The 19,728-nt window shown below is 69.5% G+C and carries 20 protein-coding genes and 1 other RNA gene; 14 read left to right on the forward strand and 7 right to left on the reverse strand.

The window, feature by feature from the left end:
• Positions 1–2 precede the first annotated feature (2 nt).
• From AB0M36_RS20765 to mctP, 7 genes are all read left to right on the forward strand, one after another.
• Complete coding sequence (locus tag AB0M36_RS20765) at positions 3–590, forward strand: flavoprotein (RefSeq protein ID WP_364160392.1); 588 nt, start codon at positions 3–5, stop codon at positions 588–590.
• Positions 591–818: 228 nt separating this feature from the next.
• Positions 819–1,679, forward strand: coding sequence for a Nif3-like dinuclear metal center hexameric protein (locus AB0M36_RS20770; RefSeq protein WP_364159837.1), 861 nt, complete (start codon positions 819–821; stop codon positions 1,677–1,679).
• Entirely contained in the window at positions 1,676–2,410 is a 735-nt protein-coding gene (locus tag AB0M36_RS20775) for a C4-type zinc ribbon domain-containing protein (protein ID WP_364159839.1), read from the forward strand. The genes AB0M36_RS20770 and AB0M36_RS20775 overlap by 4 nt, the downstream gene beginning before the upstream one ends.
• 85 nt (positions 2,411–2,495) lie before the next feature.
• On the forward strand, positions 2,496–3,599 hold the full coding sequence (locus AB0M36_RS20780; protein ID WP_364160393.1) for a bifunctional RNase H/acid phosphatase: 1,104 nt from the start codon (positions 2,496–2,498) through the stop codon (positions 3,597–3,599).
• 82 nt (positions 3,600–3,681) lie between these two features.
• Complete coding sequence (locus AB0M36_RS20785; RefSeq protein ID WP_364159841.1) at positions 3,682–4,974, forward strand: glycoside hydrolase family 18 protein; 1,293 nt, start codon at positions 3,682–3,684, stop codon at positions 4,972–4,974.
• 143 nt (positions 4,975–5,117) lie between these two features.
• Positions 5,118–5,354: a DUF3311 domain-containing protein gene (locus tag AB0M36_RS20790; protein WP_364159843.1), complete on the forward strand. Its 237-nt coding sequence runs from the start codon at positions 5,118–5,120 to the stop codon at positions 5,352–5,354.
• On the forward strand, positions 5,347–6,993 hold the full coding sequence (gene mctP, locus AB0M36_RS20795; protein WP_364159845.1) for a monocarboxylate uptake permease MctP: 1,647 nt from the start codon (positions 5,347–5,349) through the stop codon (positions 6,991–6,993). Before AB0M36_RS20790 ends, mctP begins: the two co-directional genes overlap by 8 nt.
• On the opposite strand, the gene AB0M36_RS20800 is transcribed toward mctP, so the two are convergent.
• Together AB0M36_RS20800 and AB0M36_RS20805 are read right to left on the reverse strand one after the other, a co-directional pair.
• Positions 6,990–7,451, reverse strand: coding sequence for a MarR family transcriptional regulator (locus AB0M36_RS20800; protein WP_364159847.1), 462 nt, complete (start codon positions 7,449–7,451; stop codon positions 6,990–6,992). The two genes, mctP and AB0M36_RS20800, sit on opposite strands and share 4 nt — an antisense overlap.
• 28 nt (positions 7,452–7,479) lie before the next feature.
• On the reverse strand, positions 7,480–8,238 hold the full coding sequence (locus tag AB0M36_RS20805) for a sulfite exporter TauE/SafE family protein (RefSeq protein ID WP_364159849.1): 759 nt from the start codon (positions 8,236–8,238) through the stop codon (positions 7,480–7,482).
• 52 nt (positions 8,239–8,290) lie between these two features.
• Between AB0M36_RS20805 and rnpB the strand changes: the two genes are divergently transcribed.
• An RNA gene (rnpB, locus tag AB0M36_RS20810) (RNase P RNA component class A) lies at positions 8,291–8,688 on the forward strand.
• A 111-nt stretch (positions 8,689–8,799) separates the two neighbouring features.
• Here the strand turns inward: rnpB and AB0M36_RS20815 are convergent.
• Complete coding sequence (locus AB0M36_RS20815; protein ID WP_364159851.1) at positions 8,800–9,417, reverse strand: hypothetical protein; 618 nt, start codon at positions 9,415–9,417, stop codon at positions 8,800–8,802.
• Positions 9,418–9,578: 161 nt separating this feature from the next.
• Between AB0M36_RS20815 and AB0M36_RS20820 the strand changes: the two genes are divergently transcribed.
• A complete protein-coding gene (locus AB0M36_RS20820; protein ID WP_364159853.1) occupies positions 9,579–9,740 on the forward strand; it encodes a hypothetical protein in 162 nt (53 codons plus the stop codon).
• Positions 9,741–9,860: 120 nt separating this feature from the next.
• Here the strand turns inward: AB0M36_RS20820 and AB0M36_RS20825 are convergent, their stop codons facing one another.
• Complete coding sequence (locus AB0M36_RS20825) at positions 9,861–11,870, reverse strand: LamG-like jellyroll fold domain-containing protein (RefSeq protein WP_364159855.1); 2,010 nt, start codon at positions 11,868–11,870, stop codon at positions 9,861–9,863.
• A 199-nt stretch (positions 11,871–12,069) separates the two neighbouring features.
• On the opposite strand from AB0M36_RS20825, the gene AB0M36_RS20830 reads away from it, so the two are divergent.
• Positions 12,070–12,777, forward strand: a complete 708-nt coding sequence (locus AB0M36_RS20830; RefSeq protein WP_364159857.1) for a phosphatase PAP2 family protein — start codon at positions 12,070–12,072, stop codon at positions 12,775–12,777.
• A gap of 125 nt (positions 12,778–12,902) precedes the next feature.
• Here the strand turns inward: AB0M36_RS20830 and AB0M36_RS20835 are convergent, their stop codons facing one another.
• Both AB0M36_RS20835 and AB0M36_RS20840 read right to left on the reverse strand, forming a co-directional pair.
• A complete protein-coding gene (locus AB0M36_RS20835) occupies positions 12,903–13,505 on the reverse strand; it encodes a hypothetical protein (protein WP_364159859.1) in 603 nt (200 codons plus the stop codon).
• A 324-nt stretch (positions 13,506–13,829) separates the two neighbouring features.
• A complete protein-coding gene (locus AB0M36_RS20840) occupies positions 13,830–14,282 on the reverse strand; it encodes a MarR family transcriptional regulator (protein WP_364159860.1) in 453 nt (150 codons plus the stop codon).
• A gap of 88 nt (positions 14,283–14,370) precedes the next feature.
• On the opposite strand from AB0M36_RS20840, the gene AB0M36_RS20845 reads away from it, so the two are divergent.
• Positions 14,371–14,604 (forward strand): hypothetical protein, encoded by a 234-nt coding sequence (locus tag AB0M36_RS20845; RefSeq protein ID WP_364159862.1) that lies wholly within the window; start codon positions 14,371–14,373, stop codon positions 14,602–14,604.
• A gap of 494 nt (positions 14,605–15,098) precedes the next feature.
• Entirely contained in the window at positions 15,099–15,479 is a 381-nt protein-coding gene (locus AB0M36_RS20850; RefSeq protein WP_364159864.1) for a hypothetical protein, read from the forward strand.
• Here the strand turns inward: AB0M36_RS20850 and AB0M36_RS20855 are convergent.
• Entirely contained in the window at positions 15,468–16,052 is a 585-nt protein-coding gene (locus tag AB0M36_RS20855; protein ID WP_364159866.1) for a hypothetical protein, read from the reverse strand. The two genes, AB0M36_RS20850 and AB0M36_RS20855, sit on opposite strands and share 12 nt — an antisense overlap.
• Before the next feature lie 750 nt (positions 16,053–16,802).
• Here AB0M36_RS20855 and AB0M36_RS20860 point away from each other — a divergent pair.
• Positions 16,803–17,813: a glyceraldehyde 3-phosphate dehydrogenase NAD-binding domain-containing protein gene (locus AB0M36_RS20860; protein ID WP_364160395.1), complete on the forward strand. Its 1,011-nt coding sequence runs from the start codon at positions 16,803–16,805 to the stop codon at positions 17,811–17,813.
• A 586-nt stretch (positions 17,814–18,399) separates the two neighbouring features.
• Complete coding sequence (locus AB0M36_RS20865; protein ID WP_364159868.1) at positions 18,400–19,314, forward strand: threonine/serine dehydratase; 915 nt, start codon at positions 18,400–18,402, stop codon at positions 19,312–19,314.
• Positions 19,315–19,728: the final 414 nt, after the last annotated feature.

The raw sequence follows: 19,728 nt of genomic DNA on the forward strand, positions 1-19,728 counted from the left end.
CGGTGATAAGCGCCAATACCGCACCGGGTGTACTTTACGTCCTGGTGTGCGGCTCGCCGATCGCCCGGGACGTGGGCGTTCTCGTGGACCTGGCCCAGCGGGACGGCTGGGAGGTCTGCGTGATCACCACCCCCGACGGACGCAAGTTCATCGACGCGGCCGCTCTGCACGCCCAGACCGGGCATCCCGTACGCAGCTACTACAAGAACCCCGGTGACGACGATCTGCTCCCGCCGGCCGACGCGATGATCGTGGCTCCCGCGACGGTGAACACGGTCAACAAGTGGGCGGCCGGCATCACCGACACGCTCGTGCTCGGCCTGCTGGTCGAGGGGTACGGCTTCGGCATCCCGACGGTCGTGGTGCCGTACACGAACAAGGTCATGGCGATGCACCCCGCCCTGCACGACAGCATCGCGAAGCTTCGCAATTGGGGCGTGCAGGTCCTGCACGGCGACGATGTCGTCCGGCTCGGCGGCCCCGGCCAGAACGACCGTTTCCGCAGCCAGTTTCCCTGGCGCCGGGCACTGCAGGCGCTGCACACCCGGTTCGACACCGAAACCCGAGTCGAACCCGGAGCCCGCTCCTAGCGCCGCGACGAGCTCAGGGGCGGCCGTGACCCGGGGCGACACCCCTCTGAGGGCCGGGCCCGCTCCCGAGGCTGCGTTGAGCTCAGGGGCGGCCGTGACCCGGAGCGACACCCCTCTGAGGGCTGGGCCCGCTCCCGAGGCTGCGTTGAGCTCAGGGGCGGCCGTGACCCGGAGCGACACCCCTCTGAGGGCTGGGCCCGCTCCCGAGGCTGGGTAGAGTTGGCGGCCGTGACCGACTCCGTCCTCGCCCCACCCACCGTCCGTGAGGTCGTGGCCGCCCTCGACGCCCGATATCCGCGCGCCTGGGCCGAGCAGTGGGACCGGGTGGGCCCGGTTCTCGGCGACTTCGACTGCCCGGTCGAGACGATCCTCTGCGTCGTCGACTGCGTGCCGGAGACGGTCGAGGAGGCGGTGGAGGCCGGCGCCGGCATGATCGTGGCGCATCATCCGTTGCTGCTCAAGGGTGTTTCGTCGGTCGCGCCGGATACTTACAAGGGTCGGATCGTGCACCGGCTGATCAAGGCCGACATCGCCCTTTATGTCGCTCACACCAATGCCGATGTCGCCAATCCCGGGGTCAGTGACGCTCTCGCCGCCCGGCTGGACCTCGTGCTGCCGCGCCCGCTGGTGCCGGCCGCGCCTGGCAGTCCGGCCGCGGGTGGGGGCCGCGGCGTCGGCCGGGTGGGGGAGCTGGCCACCCCGATGCGGCTGGCGGAGCTCGCCGACTTCGTCGCTCGCCGGCTGCCGGCCACCGCCGCGGGCGTGCGAGCCGCCGGCGACCCCAACCGCGTCGTGCGTACGCTCGCCGTGTCCGGGGGAGCGGGCGACTCGTTCCTGCGTGACGCCACGGCCGCCGGCGCCGACGCGTACCTGTGTGCCGATCTGCGCCACCATCCCGCGAGCGAGCACCTCGCCGCCGGCGGGCCCGCCCTGCTCGACGTCGCCCACTGGGCGAGCGAACGGCCCTGGCTCGACGAGGTGGCCGGATGGCTGCGCGCGCAGTTCGGCGTCACCGCGCTCGTGTCCGACCTCGACACCGACCCCTGGACCGTGCACGCGGTCAGCTCAGACAAGGAGAACCATCTGTGAAGGCCGCCCCCGAAGCCCAGCGTCGCCTGCTCGACCTGCAGGGCATCGACACCGCGCTCAACCAGCTGGCGCACCGCCGCCGCTCGCTGCCCGAGCTCGCCGAGATCGAGACGATCTCGCGCGAGCTGTCCGCCCTCGAGGACGAGCGGGTCCGGGCCCAGGTCGCCGTGGACGATCTGGACCGCGACATCGCCCGCTTCGAGAAGGACATCGAGCAGGTACGCACCCGTAAGGACCGCGATCAGGTCCGGCTCGCGGCCGGCGGCGCACTGCGCGAGATCGAGGGCCTGCAGCACGAGCTGGCGACGCTGAACCGCCGCCAGTCCGAGCTCGAGGACGCCGAGCTCGAGCTCATGGAGCGCCGGGAGACCGCGGAGCAGACCCTCAACGAGGTCAAGAAGCGGATCGCCGCGGCGGCCGAGCGCCGGGCGGCGGCCGAGTCGCGGCGCGACGAGGCGTACGCGGAGATCGGCAAGGAGCAGGAGTTCAAGACCCAGGCCCGGGCGCCGCTCGCCGCGGACCTGCCGGCGGATCTGATCAAGCTCTACGACAAGATCCGGGAGGACACCGGGCTCGGCGCCGCGCTGTTCCGCTCCGGTCGCTGCGGCGGCTGCCGCATCGAGCTGTACGGCGCGGACCTCGGCCGGGTGAAATCCGCTCCGGCCGACGAGGTGGTGCGCTGCGAGGACTGCCGACGGATCATGGTCCGCACGGCGGAGTCGGGCCTATGAGCGACGGAGTTGGCGCGGCGGCGTTCTGTCGGAGCGCAGCGGAGGCAGGACGTCGCCTTTACGGCGCCGCACGAGGGAGCGAATCATCAGTACTGTGAGGGTCGTCGTCGAGGCCGACGGCGGGTCGCGGGGTAATCCCGGACCCGCCGGGTACGGCGCCGTGGTGCGTGACCCGGACAGCGGCGACGTCCTGCTGGAGCGGGCCGGAGCCCTGGGCACCACCACCAACAACGTGGCGGAGTACTCCGGGCTGATCGCGGGCCTGCGGGCCGCGGCCGAGCTCGGCGCTACCCGGGTCGACGTACGGATGGACTCCAAGCTGGTCGTCGAGCAGATGTCCGGCCGCTGGCAGATCAAGCACCCGGGGTTGCGCCCGCTCGCCGCCGAGGCCGCCACCCTGGTGAGCGGCTTCACGACGGTGACCTTCGACTGGATCCCGCGCGAGCGCAACAAGCTCGCCGACGCCCTGGCCAACCGGGCGATGGACGAGGCGGCGGGCAAGCCGGTCCGGGACGTGATCGAGCCCGAGGCGAAGCCGCCGCCGAAGAGCTGGGCGCCCCCGTCGCTGGACGCCGCCACCCGGCTGATCCTGGTGCGCCACGGCGAGACCTCGCTCACCAAGCAGGGCCGCTACTCCGGCCGCGGCAACGTCCCGCTCTGCGACGAGGGGGAGGCCCAGGCGATGGCCGCGGCCGCGCGGGTGGCCGGCATCAGCCGCGACGTCACGGCCGTCGTCTCCTCGCCCCTGCAGAGGTGTACGCGCACCGCCGAGCTCATCGCCGCCGAGCAGGGCAACATCCCGGTGACCGTGATGCCCGAACTGATCGAGTGCGACTTCGGCGACTGGGAGGGTTTGACCTTCGCCGAGGTGCGCGAGCGCTGGCCCGACGAGCTGGATCGGTGGCTCGAGTCGACGAGCGTCGCGCCGCCCGGCGGGGAGTCGTTCCAGGCGGTGTCGAAGCGGGTGCGTGGGGCGCTGGCGACGTTGCAGTCCGCGTACCCGTCGTCGGTGGTTGTGGTGGTTTCGCACGTCTCGCCGATCAAGCTGATCCTGCGCGACGCGCTGGCCGCGAGCGACCTGTTCCTGCACCGGTTGTTCCTCGACGCGGCGGGTGTCTCCACGGTGGACATGTGGCCGGACGGCGGCATCGCCGTGCGGTCGGTGAACGAGACCGCGCACCTTAGATAGATCGATGTCTTGACCCTCCGGGTGCGGGCGTTTAGCTTCCTCAATCAGGAAACTTTCTTTAATGCTCGCCCCTGGAGGGCTCATGCGCGGATCCGCCCGTCGCCTGCTCGCCGTCGCCGCGACCGTCCTGGTCGGCCTCGCCACCGCTCCGGGCGTGGCCGCGGCACACGGCGGAAAGCCGCCCGTCAAGGTCGGATACTTCACCCAGTGGGGGATCTACGGCCGCGACTTCCCCCTCGCCAAGGTGGAACGGTCGGGTGCGGCCGCCCGGCTCACCCACCTCAACTACGCGTTCGGCCCGGTCACGGCGGCCGGCGTCTGCGACTCGGCCGACCCGTGGGCCGACTGGCAGACGCTGTTCTCCGCCGAGCGCAGCGTGGACGGTGTCGCAGACGTTCCAGGCCAACCGCTCGCCGGTAACCTGCACCAGCTCGCCGAGCTCAAGGCGGCCCATCCCGCCCTGCGGGTGCTCATCTCGCTCGGCGGGTGGACCGGCTCGGCCCACTTCTCCGACGCCGTCCTCACCGACGACTCCCGCCGGAAGCTGGTCGGCTCCTGCGTGGACCTGTGGATCAAAGGCAACCTGCCCGGCCTGCCCGCCGGGATCGCCGCCGGCATCTTCGACGGCATCGACCTCGACTGGGAGTGGCCGGCTTCCGTTGGCAACGCGGGCAACGTCTTCCGTCCCGAGGACCGGCGCAACTTCACGCTGCTCACCGCCGAGTTCCGCGAGCAGCTCGACAGGCTGTCGCGCACCACGAGAAAGCGTTACGACCTGACCGCGTTCCTGCCGGCCGCGCCCGCGAAGATCGAGGCCGGCTTCGAGTGTGAGATCTTCAAAAACCTCGATTTCGGTACGGTGCAAGGTTACGACTTCCACGGCTCGTGGGAGTCGCGGACGAACCAGCAGTCCGCCCTGCGCGTGCCGGCCGGCGCACCCGACGACCTCGACTTTTCCGCAGAGGTCGCCATCGACGCGTGGCGGCAACTGGGCGCGCCGGCACGCAAACTCGTGCTCGGCATTCCGTACTACGGCCAGGGCTGGACCGGCGTGACCGGCGGCGGCGACGGGCTGTTCGCCCCGGCCGCCGGCGGTGCGCCGGGCACGTTCGCGGTGGGCACCGAGGACTGGAAGGTCCTCAAGAACCTGCCCGCGCGGGGATTCACCGTCCATCGTGACTGGCGGGCCGGGCACTCGTGGCTCTTCGACGGCACTACCTTCTGGACGTACGACGATCCCGCGCAGGTCGCGCGGAAGACGGCGTACATCCGGGCCAAGCGGCTGGGCGGGGCGATGATGTGGTCGCTGGACGGCGATGACGAGAACGCCTCGCTGACCCGTACGATCTCCGCCGGCCTGTCCCGGCCGTACTGAACTGCGTCGATGACGGTGGTGTGCCGTTCGGCGCACCACCGTTGCCGTTCGGCGCATCAAGATCTCTGGCCCGACGTCGGCACGACACTCCTCGGTAACCTGCGGCCGATGGCCGTGCATACCGGCGAAGAGGAGGTGCCACCATGACGGAACCGGCGCGTTCCGGCCGCAGTGACCGCAGCCCATGGAACTGGCTGCTCGTCATTCCGATCGTCATACCGTTGCTGACCCCGCTCTACAACCGCGACGATCCGCGGCTCCTCGGCTTCCCGGCGTTCTACTGGGTGCAGCTCGCGTTCATCCTGCTCGGAGTGGCCACCACGTCCGCCGTCTACCTGGCGACGCGTCGCCCTCGGGCGAAGGAGGCCGGCGATGAGTGACCACATCACCGAGATCGTCGTCTTCACGGCCCTGTTCCTTCTGGTCAGCGGAATGGGCTTCGTGGCGGCCAAGTGGCGCGCCCCCAAGGACATGGCCCACCTCGACGAGTGGGGGCTCGGCGGGCGCAGCTTCGGCGGCTGGATCACGTGGTTCCTCGTGGGCGGCGACCTCTACACCGCGTACACGTTCGTGGCGGTGCCCGCGCTGATCTTCGGTGCCGGTGCGGCCGGGTTCTTCGCGGTGCCGTACACCGTGATCATCTATCCGTTGTTCTTCCTGATCCTGATCCGGCTCTGGTCGGTGTCGCACCGGCACGGCTTCGTGACCCCGGCCGACTTCGTCCGCACCCGCTTCGACTCGCCGACGCTCGCGCTGCTCGTCGCGATCACCGGCATCGTGGCGACCATGCCGTACATCGCGCTGCAGCTCGTCGGCATCGAGGCCGTGCTCAAGACGATGGGGGTGACCGGCGACAGTGCGCTGGCCCGGCACGCGCCGATCATCGTGGCGTTCGCGATTCTGGCCGCGTACACATATCAGTCGGGGTTGCGTGCCCCGGCCCTGATCGCGTTCGTCAAGGACACGCTGATCTACATCGTGATCCTGGTGGCGGTGCTCTACCTGCCCTACAAGCTCGGCGGTTGGGGCAGCATCTTCGACGACGCGAACGCCAAGTTCCAGGCGTCCCCGTCGCCGAACGACGGGATCACGCTCAACGCCAACAACCAGCTCCAGTACGTCACCCTCGCCCTCGGTTCCGCCCTGGCCCTGTTCCTGTACCCGCACAGCATCACGGGCGTGCTCGCGAGCAAGAACCGCAACGTCATCAAGCGGAACATGTCGGCGCTGCCGGCGTACAGCCTGCTGCTCGGCCTGATCGCCCTGCTCGGTTACATGGCGATCTCGGCGGGAGTGAAGCCACTGCCCGGCACCAACCCCGGCACCGTGGACAGCAACACGGTCGTGCCGCTGCTGTTCGACCAGCAGTTCCCGGCCTGGTTCACCGGCGTCGCGTTCGCGGCCATCGGCATCGGCGCACTGGTCCCGGCGGCCATCATGTCGATCGCGGCGGCGAACCTGTTCACCCGCAACATCTACAAGGAATACCTGCGCAAGGACGCCACCCCCGCCCAGGAGGCCAACGTCTCCAAAATCACGTCGCTGGTGGTCAAGGTCGGCGCCGTGGCCTGCATCATCTTCCTCGACCCGCAGTTCTCCATCGACCTGCAACTCATCGGCGGCATCATCATCCTGCAGACCGGTCCGGCGGTCGCCCTCGGCCTCTACACCCGGTGGCTGCACCGCGGCGGCCTGATCGCCGGCTGGGTCGCGGGCATGGGCCTGGGCATGTGGATGCTCTACCAGATTCCCAACGCGGCGACCGGACGCAAGCACTTCGGCGGCTCGGCCTTCCCGCTCGCCGAATTCGGCTTCGACACCCGCAGGACGATCTACGTCGGTTTCATCGCGGTCGCGGTCAACATCCTGGTCGCCGTGATCGCCACACTGATCCTGCGCGCGACGAAGACACCGGAGGGCGTGGACGGCACAACGCCGGACGACTACTTCGCCGACGAAGGCGATCCGCGCCTGGAGAAGACCCGCACCACACCGGACGCGATCGGCTCGTCGACCTAGGGCGTCCCGCGACCCTTTATGTACGTGTCCATGTCGCGCGTCAGCCGTTCCAGCACCGCCGCGAGCTCTTTACGCTCATGGGGCGTCCAGTCCTTGAGCACCGTGTCATAGAGCTCGCGGCGGGCCTGGCTCACCGCATCCACCTGGGCCAGACCCTGCGTGGTCGCGGCGATCACCGTGCCCCGCCCGTCCTCGGGATCCGGGCTGCGCTCCACCAACCCGTCCCGGTACATCGCGCCGACCTGCCGGGTCACCGTCGAACCGTCCAGATTGAGCCGATGGGCGACGGCCGACACATTCTGCGGGCCGGACTCCTGCAGCAGCCGCAGAATCACGTACGCCGCCCGGTCCAGCGCCCGATGCGGCCGCACCGAACTGCGCCGGGTGGCCTCGCCGAGCCGGACGATCATCGCGACCTGGGTCTCGATGACCCCCAGCGCCGCCTCATTCTCCGCCATGTGTCCTTCCCTCGTCGTCGGCATTCTGTCACCGGAACGCCCGCCAGAGCAGCACCACTCCGATCACCGCGCCGAATGTGACGATGACAGCCTTCAATGTCTGCCCCGGCAGGCGGCGAGCGAGTCGCGCACCCGCATACCCCCCGACCACGGTGGCCGGCGCCACGACCAGCACCGCTCCCCAATGGATCGACGCGAAGACCGCGAAGACGACGACGGTGACAAGACCGACGCAGGCCGACAGCACATTCTTCAGCGCGTTGATCCGGTTCAACGACTCGTCCAACACCAGCGCGAGAGCGGCCACATACATGACACCGAGCGCGGCGCCGAAGTAGCCGCCGTAGACCGCCCCGACGAAGACGACCACATGCAGCGCCACCCGGCGATCCCTCCCGCCCGGCGCGTGCCCCACCAGCGCCCGCAGCCGATCCTGAAAGGCCAGCGTCGCCGTCGCCAGCAGCACGAGGAAAGGAACAACGACCTCGAAAGCCCGAGCCGGCGTCCCCAACAGCAGCGCACACCCCCCGACGCCGCCGACCACAGCCGTCGGCAGGATCGCCGCCACCCGCCGCCCCTGGCCGGCCAGATCCGCCCGACTCCCGGCCACGCTCGACACGTACCCGGGAAAAACCGACACCGAGTTCGTGACATTCGCGTCAACCGACGGCAAACCGATACCGAGCAGACTCGGAAACGTGATGAGCGACCCGCCCCCGGCGACAGCATTGACCACCCCGGCGGCCACCCCGGCAGCGACCAACAGAAGAACCTGACCAACATCCATGATGCAAAGAATCTACGGCGCGCCACCCCGGGTACGATGAGGCGGCGACGGACGAGTCGGCTGGGCGGTCGCGTCGGCACCCCTTCGGGTGCCGCCGAGGAACGTCCGGACTCCGCAGAGCAGGGTGGTTGCTAACGGCAACCCGGGGTGACCCGCGGGAAAGTGCCACAGAAAACAGACCGCCGGCGACAAGCCGGTAAGGGTGAAACGGTGGGGTAAGAGCCCACCAGCACCCCGGGTGACCGGGGTGGCTCGGTAAACCCCACCCGGAGCAAGGCCAAGAAAGGCCCGCGCCGCAAGGCAAGGGCCGGCGCAGGCGTTCGAGGGCTGCTCGCCCAAGCCTGCGGGTAGGCCGCAAGAGCCTGTCGGCAACGGCAGGCCGAGATGGATGACCGCCCAGCGGCGAGCGATCGCCGCGGACAAAATCCGGCGTACAGGCCGACTCGTCCGTCGCCCCCAGATGCCTGAGCGCTCCCGGCGGAGGCACCGCACTTGCCGCTCGCAGAACGTCGGCTCCGTCGCGGTGGCTGGGCCGGCGGCCCTTGCCAGTTCGGCTGACGATCAGTCGTACCCTGGGCAGAGGTCCACGGGGATACGTTGGGTGACGTGCATGGTCTTCGGGTCGAAGACGATGGAGATGGGGCCCTCGTCGGTGGCGATCCGCACGGCGCCGGCTTCGACCGACTGGACCCCGCTGTAGTTTCCGGACGCCTCCGAGTAGAGGCATCCCGCGTACGCTTCCACGCCGCGGAGGCCGTCTCGGCGCTGGATGACGACGTCCCAGCCGTCCTCGCCGAGCATTGCCTGCCAGTGGAACACCTTGACCTGGTATCGGCCGTCAGCCGAGGACATGTGATCGATCTGATCGGCATGCCGCCCCGAGGGTCCGACGTCAAAGAAGGCGACCGCCGAGCCGAGGCAGCCGGAGCAGAGCATGACGAGTCCGGTGGCACCGAAAACGCGGGTAGTGGTCCTGCGGCTGCGGCGGTCGGACGGGATCCGCAGCGTTACGGCCACGGCGAGCATCACCCACATCGCGGGCAGGAAGATCAACGTCGGCAGCGGATGGTCCTGCAGGACAACGAGATCCGCCACATTCCAGTACGCCAACGCCAGCAGAAGCGCCGACGAGAGCGCGGCGCTGGCCGGCGCCCATGTTCGGGTTGGCCGGAGGATCACGCGCCGGGGCAGCTTCCGTGCTGCCCACTGAGCGGGTTGTGCGACGACATCGAGGACCCCAGATGGAAGGATGGTGATTCGGTCGGCTGAGGCATCAGCGGAGCGTACGGTCGCGAATCTTCCGGCACGTCAGCCAATCTGGCGAACGGCGGCAACCTCTGGTGGCGAACCGGACGAAGACGCATAACGCGCCGCCCGCGGGAGACATCGCTGGGCTTGAGGGCGGAAAAGGATCGGCGGCGCTGCGGCTGGCCACCGTCACGATCGTCTCGTTCACCGTGCTGGCCCCGCGGCTCGCGACCACCGCCACCTGCCCGGAGTGACGCGTCGCCTGACGCACAGGGGAGCGGTTTGCCGGCCCGTGCCGCGGCCTGCTCGGCGCGGTGGATGATCGGGCGCTTTTGTTGATCATCCACCGCGCCGAGGTGCCCGGTGGGGTCGCGTCAGGCGGGTGTGTTGGCGGTGAGAGCCACGATCTGCGCCGGAGTGAGGGCTCCGGCTACCACGCGGACGTCGTCGATGTCGCCTGGCCAGTAGTTGCCCGCGTAGCCGTTGAACATCGAGCGGCCGATGGTGAGCGGGCCGGTGGCGTTGAAGGGGCTCGCGGGTACGGATGTGCCAGCGACGCCGTTGACGTACAGGGTTATCTCCCCGGCTGCGGCGTCGTAGACACCGACGAGCAGCGTCCACTTTTCGAGATTGGCGGGTTTTCCCACCGCGACGCTGAACTCCGGGTCAGCAGTGTCCGCTTTGGGGACCGCGAACGTGCACAGGCCGCCCGGCGCATGCTGCAGGTAGAAGCCGCTCGCCTGCTGCCCATCCTGGGCCACGGCGGTGTGGAAGCCGTTGCCCTTGGGCAGCCGTACCCATGCTGACACGGTAAAGCTCTGATCGGTGCGCACCGCCGGTCCGGCGGTCGACGCGTAGCTGTTGACGCCGTCGAAGCGTACGGCTCCACCCCCGCCGGACCGAACGTCCGAGATGCGGGTGAAAGTGCCGTGCGGGATGGCATCGCCGGCTGTTCCGGCTCTGCCCCGGAAGATGTGGCTGTTCTCGCGGTCCCAGCTCCATTCGTTCATCGGCCAGTAGCCCCGCACCGTCTGCGGTGGTGGATCGAAGGCGAACCAGTCGATGTTGACGAACTCCTCCGGCACGTTGCGCGTGAACGTGACGAACACGGTGTGCACACCGGTCAACGGCCGGGTGATGGGCGCGGTCACCGTGGTGTATGTGTCCCAGCTCCCGGTGCCGACGATCTTTGCGGTGGCGATCGGCGCCTGGGTGGGATGCAGCCGGAATTCGACGTTCCCGCTCGCGCCCGCCGGTATCGCGGCGGCGGCCCGGACCTGCACCCCGCGGGTGCCGGTGCCGAAGTCAACCTGGTTGAAGCGCATCGAGTCGCCGGGGGCCAGGGAACCGGCGACCTCTCCGCCGTCGGGGCCGGGGCCGAACTTGACGCCGGTGAACGAGTCCCTGTCCTCTGCCTCGATCCGGCCGCCCGGCGGCCGGTTGTCGATGACCTGCACCCAGTCGATCAGCGTGCGCACGCCGCCACGGGCGATCGCAGCCTTCGTCGCGTCTGGCAACCCCTTGCCGCCACCGGCCCAGGGGCCGCCGAGCGCCATGTTGAGGATCAGGTACTGCGGCTCGTCGAAGACCCAGGCGCCCTTCTCGGTGACCTGCTCCCGGGTGACCCGCCAGATCTCGCGCTCGTCGATCAGGAAGGCGATTCCGCCCGGTGACCAGTCGGCGCGGTAGACGTGCCAGTCAGCGGCGCTGAAGCCAGGCGGGAAGGCCTTGGCTCGGTCGTCCGCGCCAACATCTTGTCCATGCCATGCCAGGCCTTTGTCATTCTCGGTCGTGGGCTTCACGACGCGGAACTGCACGCCGGCCGAGGTCCACCGTGGGTCGCCGATGTTCTCCATGATGTCGATCTCGCCGTTACCCGGCCAGCGCCAGCCGTCCAGGCCGAGGGTCCAGAACGCGGGGAACGTGCCGGCGAGGTTGGGTAGCTTCATCCGCGCGGACATGCTTCCGTAGGTGAACGTCGGGCTCTTCTCCGTCTGAACCCGGCCGGAGGCGTACCGGAAGGATCTCTTCTCGGTGCCTTTGTCCGTGTCGAATGTTATTTCCTTCGGCGTGGGTTCGACGGTGGCCTCGAGTGCGAGCGCACCACCATCAGTCTCGGGCACGTTGTGATCGATGTAGACGTTGCGCGGATCCTCCGAGTAATACTGCTCCTCGCCCTTGTTGACGTTCTTGTAACCTCCGCTCACTTCGGTCAGCCAGACGTCGCGGTTCAGGCTCTCTCCAGAGAATCCTTCCCAGAGAACCAGTTTCCGTCCCGGAGGCCCCGCCGGTGCCGGTGCCGGTGCCGATGCCAACGCCGGCGCGACGGCGCCCACAGCCAGCCCGGCGACGACCGCCGCCGCGATGGCCGTACCTCTCCTCAACAACCGCACGCTTCCCCCGCTCAACCTGAAATGGTCTCGGGATCCTAGCGGCGCCGCGGCGACAGCCACGGTGCCGCCGGCCGGAGGGATGAGATATCCCGATGGCGGTGATCTGACCGGGAATGGGCGGGCGACTCCGACCCTCTGAACAGGAGAGCTCGGGTTTCGTCGCAGGCCAGCAGCGGGTACTGCGCCGCCCATGGCGGATTTCGCGGCACAGGCGCTCAAACGGGTGCTGATACCAGTAGCCGCGCTGCTCGGCGTCATGATCGCGCTGGGCATGCTCGTCACTAGGGTGCTGACGCACACGTGGCCGCTGACCGTGGAGGACTCGGTCAGTCGCGAACTCGAGCGCGACCGTACCCATGACCTCAGCATGATTTCCCTGGTCTTCAGCACGCTGGCCAGCACGCCGGCCATCATCGCCGTGGCGGTCCTCGCGGCCATCGCGTTGCGGCTGGTCCTCAAACGCTGGCGAGAATCGATCTTTCTCTGCACGGCGGTCTGCGCCCAGGCGCTGATCTTCTTCCTGACCACGCTGATGATCGACCGGAGGCGCCCGGACGTCGAGCACATGGACGCGTCCCCGCCGACGTCGAGCTTCCCGTCCGGCCACACCTCGGCGGCCGTGGCTCTCTACCTCGGGCTGGCCGTGATCCTGGTTCGGCTGACCGACCGTACGCGACTGAAGGCGGCGTGCTGGCTGCTGCTGCTCGTGCCGATCGGCGTGGCGCTGAGCCGCATGTACCGCGGCATGCACCATCCCACCGACGTGATCGCGTCGATTCTCAACGGGGGCGTCTGCGTGTGGGTCATGGCCCGGTCCATCCTTGACGAGGCTCTGATCAGACCGCGAACGGCGTTGTCCCCCGCGACCACAGCCCGGCGGTCGCGTCCAGGCCGTTAGCAAGAAGATTTGGTACGGGCGCAAGCAAACGGGAACTCCCGGTATCCGTCGCTCGATCGCCCGTCTTCGCAGCACCGGGATTGCAGCCATCGATGATCGTACCGTGCGGATGGTCTGTGCGTTACTCACCGGGAGGCGAGCGTCTTTCGCAGGGTCCTGATCACGACCGCGGTGACCGCGCCGACGGCGATGAGCCAGGCGAGGAAGTACAGGTGGCCCGCATCGGTGTAGGGGGAGTCGAAGGCCTTGATGAAGGTGAACATGCGGGCGGCGTCCGGTATGTCGGCCAGCCTTCGCGAGCCGGCGGCGAGCGCGGTGCCCGTCACCAGGAGCAGGAACAGCGCTGCTCCCGCTTGTGCCCGCCAGGCGGTGTCGAGATAGCGAACGGCTCGCTCGTGTCGGCCGAGGAGGATGAGCATCGTCGTGACGGCGAGGATCACCGTCGTGAGGATCGTGAGTGACCAGCCGGACAGGTACGCCAGGATCCGGGTGTTCTGCAGATACGCGAGTTGCTGATCGACGAGTTCCGCGGCGTCGGGTGCGCACGATGCCGCGGTCCCGCATTCGCGCATCGTGGTGTCCGCCTCGCCGGGCAGAGGGCTCAACATCTGGCGGACGTAGGACGCCGTCGTCAGCCACGAGAAGGTGATGACCGCGGCCGCGGTGAGGATCCAGGCGGCGATGAGGTGCAGCCGGTTTCTGCGTACGGTGGTGAGGTCGTCAGTCACCGCGGACTGCCCGGGGCCGGGCGCCCGCGCACGGCCCGGCCGGCCGCTTCCTGTGGATGATCGCGGCGGTGGCCGGCTCTGCGCAGCACGAAGTCGCACGCGGCACGGGGCGAACGTCCTCGCCCCCGCCGCGGACATTGAGCGATATCAGATCCGCAGCGGCCACAAGCGCATCATATAGGCGAGCTCGGATGTCTGTACTCGCCGGTAAGGATGACCGCCGAGGGCCTATGTGGACAAAGTCCGCCCTGGGGCGCTGTCCGTGGGAGCGTACGTGGGAAAGATGGCGGCCCGGGATGCGTGACGTCGGTCCGGAGCCGGTTGTCAGGATGCTGGTTTTGCCGCGGCGATGACCTGGGTGAGGGCGGCGTGCAGGCGCTGGAGATCGTCGATCGGCATCCCCAGTCGCTGCACGACCGCCGGCGGAATCCGCTCGGCCCGCTCCCGCAGCGCCCGGCCCTCGGCGGTCAGCACGATGGCCAGACTGCGTTCGTCGTCGCGATTCCGCTCGCGGCGCAGGTAGCCGACCGACTCGAGCCGCTTGAGCAGCGGTGACAGGGTGCCGGGGTCGAGCTGGAGCAACTCGCTCAGCCGGCGCACGGACAGCGGGGCGTGCTGCCACAGCGCCAGCATCACCAGATATTGAGGATGGGTCAGGCCCATGGGCTCCAGCAGCGGACGGTAGACAGCCACGACGCTGCGCGCCGCCACCGAGAGGGCGAAGCAGACCTGCTGCTCCAGCGCCAGCGGGTCGGTGGTGTGGATCGGCTCACTCACAGCGGTTCTCCTCAGGTCGCCCGCTAGACTACCAATAATTGGGGCACCAATGATTGGCCCACAAAGCATCTGGGAAGGGGCGCTCGCCATGGCGGAGGATCACCGGACTCCGGGCAGCCGGTTCATGCGCTGGTTCCACAAAACCTTCGACGACTGGTTCTTCCGGTCGATGATCGGTCCCGCCCAGACCGCGAACGCGGTCCACGGCTGCGAGCAACCGGCCCGCGACCAGTGGAAACGCGACCTGGAAGCGCGCAAGCAATTCACCCGGAACCAGCGCGCCCGCAAGCGCCTCGCCCGCGAGGGACGGCAGGGAGCCTGAGCGCGCGTTCGCGCGGCGGCTCGCCGTGAGGGCGGGGAGCCTGAGCGGCGCGTTTTCACGGCGGCTTGCCCGCGAGGGGCCGCAGGGCGCCAGCGGCGCGTTCGCGCGGCGGCTCCGCCTGTGAGGGGGCGGCGGGGGGCCTGAGCGGCGCGTTCCCTCGGCGGCTCGCCCGTGAGGGAAGGCGCCGGCGGGGTGGCCTGTCCGTGACGGACGGGGATCCGAGCATGCCGTCCGCATGAGGCGCGCCCGCTGCGGCCGGCGGCAATCCTGAGCGCCGGCCGCACCGCCAACCCATGAGCTTTCGGACGGCCCTGGCCGCTGCGATGTGGGAGAGGGGGTGGCGATGATGCGGTGTTTCGCGGGGCGGCGCAACCGGAGAACGTGGCTGTGTCGGGCATCCGCCTGGCGCGTTCCGGTGTGGGGGCGCGCTCCCTAGTCTGCGGGGCAGGCCGTTACGCACGAGGCGCGCGTGACGATCTCGCAGGAGGCAAAGCGTGACGATTCCGCAGGTGGCGAGCGCGACGATCCCGCAGGGTGATCTCGACTTCGTAGCCCGTCCCGCCGACGCCGTGGGCGGGCTGCTACCCGACCGGCAGTGCGCTCGGGCGGCCGTCGCCTCGCTGCGCGAGGCCGGATTCGCGGCCGTGGAAGCCTGCCCGCGCCACCCGGACCGCTGCCGGCTGCGGGACTGGGGCAACGACACGACGATCATGCATCTGTACGTGGAAGGGCTGCGCCAGGGGCAGTCGCTGGTCCTAGTGCCCTCCGCGCGACGAGAGCGGGAGCAGGTCGGCCGGTTGCTGGTGCGGCACCAGGGGCACGCCGTCTACTACTTCTCCGCTGTCGGGGTGGAGTCGCTAGCGCTACTGGTCTGAGTTCGCTGCGGCCGGCACGAGATGCCAGGCGCCACGGGGCTTGATGGGGAGTGCCATGCGAGCTTCGGTGGGGGCGTCTCGTGCGGACGCTGGCAGGACGTGCCGCGCAGCTTCGGTGCAACTGCACCGAGCGGGCCGGGTGGAGTTGCGTTGCGCGGGCCGGGTGGAGTCGCGCTGTGCGGGCCGGGTGGCGTTGCGTTGCGCGGGCCGGGTGGCGTTGCGTTGCGCGGGCCGGGTGGCGTTGCGCTGTGCGGGCCGGGTGGCGTTGCGTTGCGCGGGCCGGGTGGAGTTGCGTTGCGCGGGCCGGGTGGAGTCGCGCTGTGCGGGCCGGGTGGAGTTGCGTTGCGCGGGCCGGGTGGAGTCGCGTTGCGCGGGCCGGGTGGAGTTGCGTTGCGCGGGCCGGGTGGAGTCGCGCTGTGCGGGCCGGGTGGAGTTGCGTTGCGCGGGCCGGGTTGAGTTGCGCTGTGCGGGCTCGATCGGGATGTGCCGTTCGGGCGGTCCGGGATGTGCCGCCCGGGTGGTCGCGGTGAAGCGCGGGGCTGGGGCTCGGGGGCTTTCGTCGCGGAGGCGCATCGTTGGTGGGGATGGACGGTGACGGTGGTCGCCGGGGCGGTCGGCGCAGTGTCGCGCGTGGTCGTCGGTGGCGAGGGCGGCCCTTTGGGACGGGCGGCGGTAAAAAGTCTGACCGTGATGTCGTTCGTTACATTTTCGTGAATCGGATAGGGCTGTCCGGACAAAATCGCGCTCCCTCGGGCAGTGGGTGGGCGCGGTTCTTCTGTGGTACCCCGTGGTGGCTGCGGAAATGAATGGTCACTGTCCCGAACCGCCGTGGAAAATTCGGGTCTTGTGAATCGGCACCGGGGGTGCGGAATGGTGTCGCGGAACGGATTGAGCTGCGGTGATGTCCGTGCGACGCGGTTGTCATGAGTGTGACGGAGCGCATCGACAACCTTCGGTGGGTTCTGTCCGGTATCGACGGTCGCGGTCTTACTCAGGTGGTTGCGTGTCGGTGGTGGGGGGATGCTCGGAGAGGATAGAAATTGCTGGTGGGCAAGGAAATTCGGAGGAGGTGAGCCGCTGAGTAAGGCGGATCTGTCATGTCTTGACAGCGGAGCGCTAGGTTGTGAGTATCCCCTCCGACTGCACGATTTGACGTGCAAGTTGCATACTCATAGTGTCTGATATGTAACGCCGGGTGCTCGCTGGGGTGGCTTCCAGCACGATCACGGCGCGGAGTCCAGAGGTAGTCGGAGCAGCCGCGAGGAGTACTTGGTGACTGTCAGGATCGGCATCAACGGCTTCGGTCGCATCGGGCGATCCGTTATGCGCATCATCAGCGCCGCGCCACCTTCCGGAATCACGGTCGTCGCCATTAATGACATCGCGTCGCCCGACAGATTGGCAAACGCGCTGAAACGCGACAGCTTACGCGGCCGATTCGCGGGCACCGTCGGCACGGTGGGCGGGCAGCTCATCGTCAACGAACATCCACTCTGGACCTACCAGGAGGCCCAGCCGGGTCGGATCCCGTGGTCCGACGCCGGTGTCGACGTGGTCATCGAGGCCACCGGACAGTTCCGCAGCGGCGAGGTCGCGCGCACCCACATCACCCACGGCGGCGCCCGCAAGGTCGTGATCAGCGCGTCCGCCGAGGACCCCGACGCCGTCCTGGTGTGGGGCGTCAACCACGACAGCTACGACCCGGCCCGTCACGACGTGATCTCGCCCGCCTCCTGCGGGGTCAACGCCCTGTCGGTCATGGCCAAGGTGCTGCTCGACCGCTTCGGCCTGCGCAGCGTGCAGACCTCCGTGGTGCTCGCGGTCCAGGGGTGGCAGCGGGTGCACGACACCACCACCGGCACCTCGCGCGACGATCCCCGGCTGGGCCGCGCCGCCGGCGAGAGCATCATCCCGCACGACCACGTCAGCGGTGACCTGGTGAGCGTCGTGCTGCCGCGGCTCGGCGAGGTGCGCTACAGCTACTACTGCGTGCCGACGCCGATCGGTTCCCTCGCCGAACTGGGCGGCCAGACCGACCGACCGGTCAGCGTCGACGAGGTGAACCACGCGATCGCCGATGCGGCGGCCGGCCCGATGCGCGGGCTGATCGACTTCGAGCCGGACCCCACGGTCTCGATCGACGTCCGGGACAATCCGGCGTCCCTCCTGTTCGACCCCTCCGGCACCCAGACCACAGCGGACGGCGGCGTCAAGGTGCGCGGATGGTTCGACAACGAATGGGGCTTCTCCCACCGGCTGCTCGACATCTCGCGCCTGGTGGGGGAACGTGAGCCCGTGCCCGCGGGCCTCCTCTACAAGACAGCCGCCGCATAGTGGAGGCCAAGACGCCGCCGCATAGTGGAGGCCAAGACGCCGCCGCATAGTGGAGGCCAAGACGCCGCCACATGGTCGGCGCCGAGGCCGCCGCATAGGCGAGGCCACGATGCCACTGTTCGTAGTGGTCAAACGTCGCGCGTAGGTGAGCCCATGAGAGGTCGCTGGGTAGCCGGAGCGAAGTGGTAACCGTTTTGCCGGGCGTCGAGACGCCGCCGGGTAGCGAGACCTGCGGCACGGTGATCACGGTGATTTAGTGGGCGCGGTGTGAGATCGCCGGCAGGGTGCGGCGCCTAGCCGCAAGGGTGGCGGCAGGTAAGGCGCGAGGTGGCAGTGCGTAGGCGCGAGCTTGGCGGCGGGCAGGCGCGCGGGTGGCGCGCGGACGGCGGCGGGTAGGCGCGCGGGTGGCGGTCGGTAAGGCGCGCGGACGGCGGCGGGCAGGCGCGCGGACGGCGGCGAGCAGGCGCGCGGACGGCGGCGCGTGAGGCGCGCGGGCGGCGGTCGGTAAGGCGCGCGGACGGCGGCGGGTGAGGCGTGAGGTGGCGGTGGGTAGGCGTGGCGGCGGCGGTGGGTGTAGAACGGATCGGTGATATCCCGCGAAGCGATCGAAGCCGCGGCCCGGCGGATCGAGGGTCGGGTTCGCCGGACGCCGGTGCTGTTCGACGGCTCCGTTGGATACAAGCTCGAGCTGGTGCAGCATGCCGGATCGTTCAAGACCCGCGGCATGTTGAACAAGATTCTGACGGCGGCCGAGGTTGGGCTGCCGGCCGCCGGGATCATCGCCGCCTCTGGCGGTAACGCGGGCCTCGCGGCCGCGTATGCCGCGCGGGAGTTGGGGGTGCCGGCCGAGATCTACGTGCCGGTCACGGCGCCGCCGGTCAAGGTCGCCAAGTTGGCCAAGCTGGGTGCCCGTGTCGTTCAGGCCGGAGACGAGTACGCGGAAGCGTATGCCGCCGCGCTCGAGCGGGCCGGTCATTCCGGTGCCCTGTTCTGCCATGCCTACGACGACCCGGACATGGTCGCGGGCAACGGCACGCTGGGGCTGGAACTGCTGGAGCAGGTGCCCGGCGGGTTCGACACCGTGCTGGTGGCCGTCGGTGGGGGCGGCCTGATCGCGGGTGTCGCCGCGGCGGTGCACGGCCGGGCGAAGGTGGTGGCCGTCGAACCGCGGAACGCCCCGGCGCTGCATGCCGCCCTGGAGGCCGGTGAGCCCGTGGACGTTCCTGTCTCCGGGGTCGCCGCCGACTCGCTCGGCGCGCGCCGGGTCGGAACGATCGCCTTCGAGACCGCCGTCGCGGCAGGGTTGACGTCGGTGCTCGTCGACGATCAGGCGATCGTCGAGGCGCGGCGTCGGCTCTGGGAGGACTACCGCGTCGCGGTGGAGCACGGCACGGCCGCGGCGCAGGCCGCGCTTACCTCCGGCGCGTATGTCCCGGATCCCGACGAGCGGGTGATCGTGCTGCTCTGCGGCGCGAACACCGACCCCGCCGATCTCGCCTGACAGAAGGCGGACGTCGCCCAGCAGCGCGAGGGCAAAGGATCGGCTCGGCGATCAACTGCGTCGAGGCGGATTGGGAACCAGCGCGAGCGCAGGAAAGTGCTAGTGCGGCCGGTGGGCAAAGCGCCAGGGCGGGCGAAGTGCCAGCGTGGGCAGTGGAGCAAAGGGTCAGTGCGGCCCTGGGTGACCGAGCTCTCCCACGCCGTAGCGCTCTCCCATACCGCAGCGCCCGTGCTCACGCCGCGGCGTCCGTGCCCGTGTCCGGGGCGCTCCGGTGACGCACAGTGGCGGTGCGGGGGTGCGCACAGTGGCGGTGCGGGCGTGCGCACAGTGGCGGTGCGGGCGTGCGCACAGTGGCGGTGCGGGCGTGCGCACAGTGGCGGTGCGGGCGTGCGCACAGTGGCGGTGCGGGCGTGC

It is taken from the genome of Actinoplanes sp. NPDC051346, assembly GCF_040682215.1.
Lineage (GTDB): Bacteria > Actinomycetota > Actinomycetes > Mycobacteriales > Micromonosporaceae > Actinoplanes.